The organism is Persicitalea sp., from assembly GCF_041751555.1.
Classification (GTDB): Bacteria; Bacteroidota; Bacteroidia; order Cytophagales; family Spirosomataceae; genus Persicitalea.
In genome coordinates this window covers 1-2866 of record NZ_JBGSXF010000469.1, presented here as the reverse complement: position 1 = coordinate 2866, position 2866 = coordinate 1, and the positions used below count along the sequence as shown (strand labels likewise).

The window sequence follows — 2866 nt, the reverse complement described above, 5'->3', positions numbered from 1 at the left end:
CAGCCCGCCCAGCATAAGTTGCCGATCACCATCAGACTCACGAGATTGACTTTGCCAAAAAGATAATAGGAAAGCAGAACCAACGAGCGGGAGAAAATAAGCCGATGCTCGGGAAAGGGATCCGTGAGTCGCTGCCAGCGTTCGAGCCAGGAAGCGTCCTCGAAACCGGGAATGATGCCCAGAATCAAAATATCGTCGAAGGCTACGTAGTTGACATTGAGGGCAATCTGCGAAAAAACAACGACGTAAATAACGATCGGTACCCCGCACAGCAATGCCGCCAGCCAGGTTTTTTTTTGCAAAAAAAGAAGAGAAGAACGAAGAAACGACATGAAGGGACGTCAGCGAGCGGGGGAAATGGACGCCAAAATTAGAAAAGATTCCCGGAGAACGGTCATTTTGGGTCGTCGTCGTCCACTTCGGCGGTGGCGCGAGGGTCTTTGCTGCTGTCGTAGATGAGCTTTCCCTTGTCGTCCCACTCGCGCAGTACGAACGGCTCGAAATCCTCGTCCCAGCGGCTCTTGCGATACTGAATTTCTTTCTTGCGGGCGCGGCGGTACTGGTAGTGTTCCACCCAACGGCCTACCTTCTCGCCGCCGTCGTACTTGCCCCTTTCCATTAACTGTCCTTCGTCGTAAAATGACATATAATCGCCATCCACTTCCTCAAACTGCACGGGAAGTACCTCTTTGATCTTGGTGTGAGCGGAATCATAGTATGTTATCCGCGACTCCGCCGGAAAACCCCGGTACCAATGCGACTTATCGACCAGATCGTAATTGGCATCGTAGGTAACCCAACGGCCGTCTTTGGTCCCTTTATAATAAAAGCCCTCCTCAATTAAATCGCCCGCCACGTAGCGTTTGTACGGTCCGTGCAGCGGCAGTGCCTTTTCCTTGTCCTTGATAACGGAAGAGCTCAATTGCTTCTTTTTCAAATCGTACCAACGGTTGAAAGGTGGGTAGGGGCTGATGGGTTCGTGGGCTTTCAGCACGTGAAATTCCTCGATCCGGGCGCGGTCGCCGCTGCCATACTTTACCAGTACTTTCTGCATCGGAATGCCCTCATACTGCACCTTGGCCAGACGGCCCTTCTTGGCGCGGCGGCGGCGCTCGGAGCGGTGGCTCTTGAATTCCTTTGCTTTCAGTCCAAGGTCGGGGAGAGTTTCTCCCAAAAGTTTGGATAAACTCTCTGACTTTCCCTTGCCGCCCGGCAACGATAGCGTCGGTGCCGAGTCCGACATCTGCGCGTCGAGTCCGGTGGATTTTTGTAATTTGGCGCGCAGCGAATCCGCCTTCGACTGGGCGTTCTGCATCCGGTCTTTTGCGGTACTCCGCCCGGCCGATTTGTTTTTGGTATCGGTTTGGCCCCAGGCCGTGGCTGTGAGCGCGATCCACAAAATACCCAGCCCTAAGGCGGCTTTCTGTATCATGTTTTGCTTCTTTTCGGCGTTGTTTCTAGTTGTTCGTCGCCAGTGTAGGTAACGAAGGCCGCCGTTCGATATTGATTTATGGGAAAATTTTCTGGTTCGCTTTTGCTTTTTACCCTCTGTTTTTTTTGTAAAATAAATCTTTTAGCTCAGGAAGTACCCTTGGGCGGCTGGCAGACGCACTTCAACTACCGTTCAGCCCGGCAGGTCGTGCAGGTGCAGGATCGCTTCTTATGCGCAGCCTACAAAGGCCTGTTCAGCTATCGCCCGGCGGACGACAGCACTTTTATCTATTCCAAAATCAATGGCCTGCACGACACAGGCGTCAGCAGTATGGCTTACGCGCCAGACAGCCGCCTTCTTCTGTTGAGTTACCGCAATGGAAACATCGATCTGGTCGAACTAGACGAAAAGGCCAATGTACTAAAAATCAGCGAATGGCCGCTTCTGCGCGACGACCCCAATCTACCCGTCGACCGCCGCGGCTACCAGACTGTGTTCCGTAATAAACTAGCCTACGTCAGCACCACCTTCGGCATCGTAGTACTAGACCCAGCCCGGCGTGAAGTACGCGAAACCTTCCGCAACATCGGGCCGGGTGGCTCCGAAGTCGCCGTGTTCGGCGTCGCCTTTACCCGCGATAGCCTGTACGCGCTCAGTTCGCAGGGCATTCTGCGTGCTTCACTGAGCGCGAATGTCAACCGCCAGTTTTTTGGTAGTTGGCAGAAAGTACCCGCGCCCACCGTCCTTACTTCCATCGCGGTTTTACAAGAAAAGCTTTACGCGGGCGTGCCTGGGCAAGGTATTTTCCGCCGAGAAAAAGATGCCTGGCAAATCGTTTATCCCGCCACCAGCCAACGCTTTCAGCTCCGGGTCGTGAACGACCGCCTGGTGGCTGCACTCGACAACCGAGTCGTCACCCTTAGCCCGCAGGATCAGGCCACGGGCTTCCGCGACCCGCTGCTGGTCGCGCCGCAGGATGCCATCTTGGACGCTGCCAATAACCTGTGGGTAGCCGACAACCAGAATGGATTAGTCAGTAATTTCAAAGGTACTTATCAATCGTACAGTCCCGTGGCGGTGGCACCTCCCGTCGGAGATACTACGATCAACAACCGTACCGATTCCGTCGTCGTGGATCGCAACGGATTGCAATGGATTCGGTTGCCGAACAATTTGGGAGGCGGTATTTTGGTCAAAAACCCCACGACGCAGCAACAGCGGTACCTGTCCACTTCTCCCAACAGCGGCGGCCTGCCTTCGTCCCGCGTTAATAGCCTGTCGCTGGATCGCGATGGCCTCGTCTGGTTCGCCGCTGACCGGGGTGTTGGCTATTTCGTGCCGGAAAATAATTTGCTTTCGGGCGGAGCGGTCAACGCGGTGTTTCCGCTTTTTGGCCAACGACGTCTGCTGCGCGACGCGTTCAGCACGGCCATC

Annotated in this window: 2 protein-coding genes and 1 pseudogene; 1 reads left to right on the top strand and 2 read right to left on the bottom strand. The window is 54.6% G+C overall.

Features of this window, described 5'->3' with window-relative positions:
* Window positions 1-302 (bottom strand): annotated as a pseudogene (locus tag ACEW8P_RS16505) (hypothetical protein); the annotation flags it as partial.
* A 92-nt stretch (window positions 303-394) separates the two neighbouring features.
* On the bottom strand, window positions 395-1432 hold the full coding sequence (locus tag ACEW8P_RS16500; RefSeq protein ID WP_373514175.1) for a toxin-antitoxin system YwqK family antitoxin: 1038 nt from the start codon (window positions 1430-1432) through the stop codon (window positions 395-397).
* Window positions 1433-1510: 78 nt separating this feature from the next.
* Here ACEW8P_RS16500 and ACEW8P_RS16495 point away from each other — a divergent pair.
* A partial coding sequence (locus tag ACEW8P_RS16495) for a two-component regulator propeller domain-containing protein (protein WP_373514174.1) occupies window positions 1511-2866 on the top strand: 1356 nt, incomplete at its 3' end.

Bases quoted from the DNA above. Each gene is read 5' to 3' on its own strand.
- ACEW8P_RS16500 (WP_373514175.1), bottom strand. From the start codon at position 1,432: ATGATACAGAAAGCCGCCTTAGGGCTGGGTATTTTGTGGATCGCGCTC.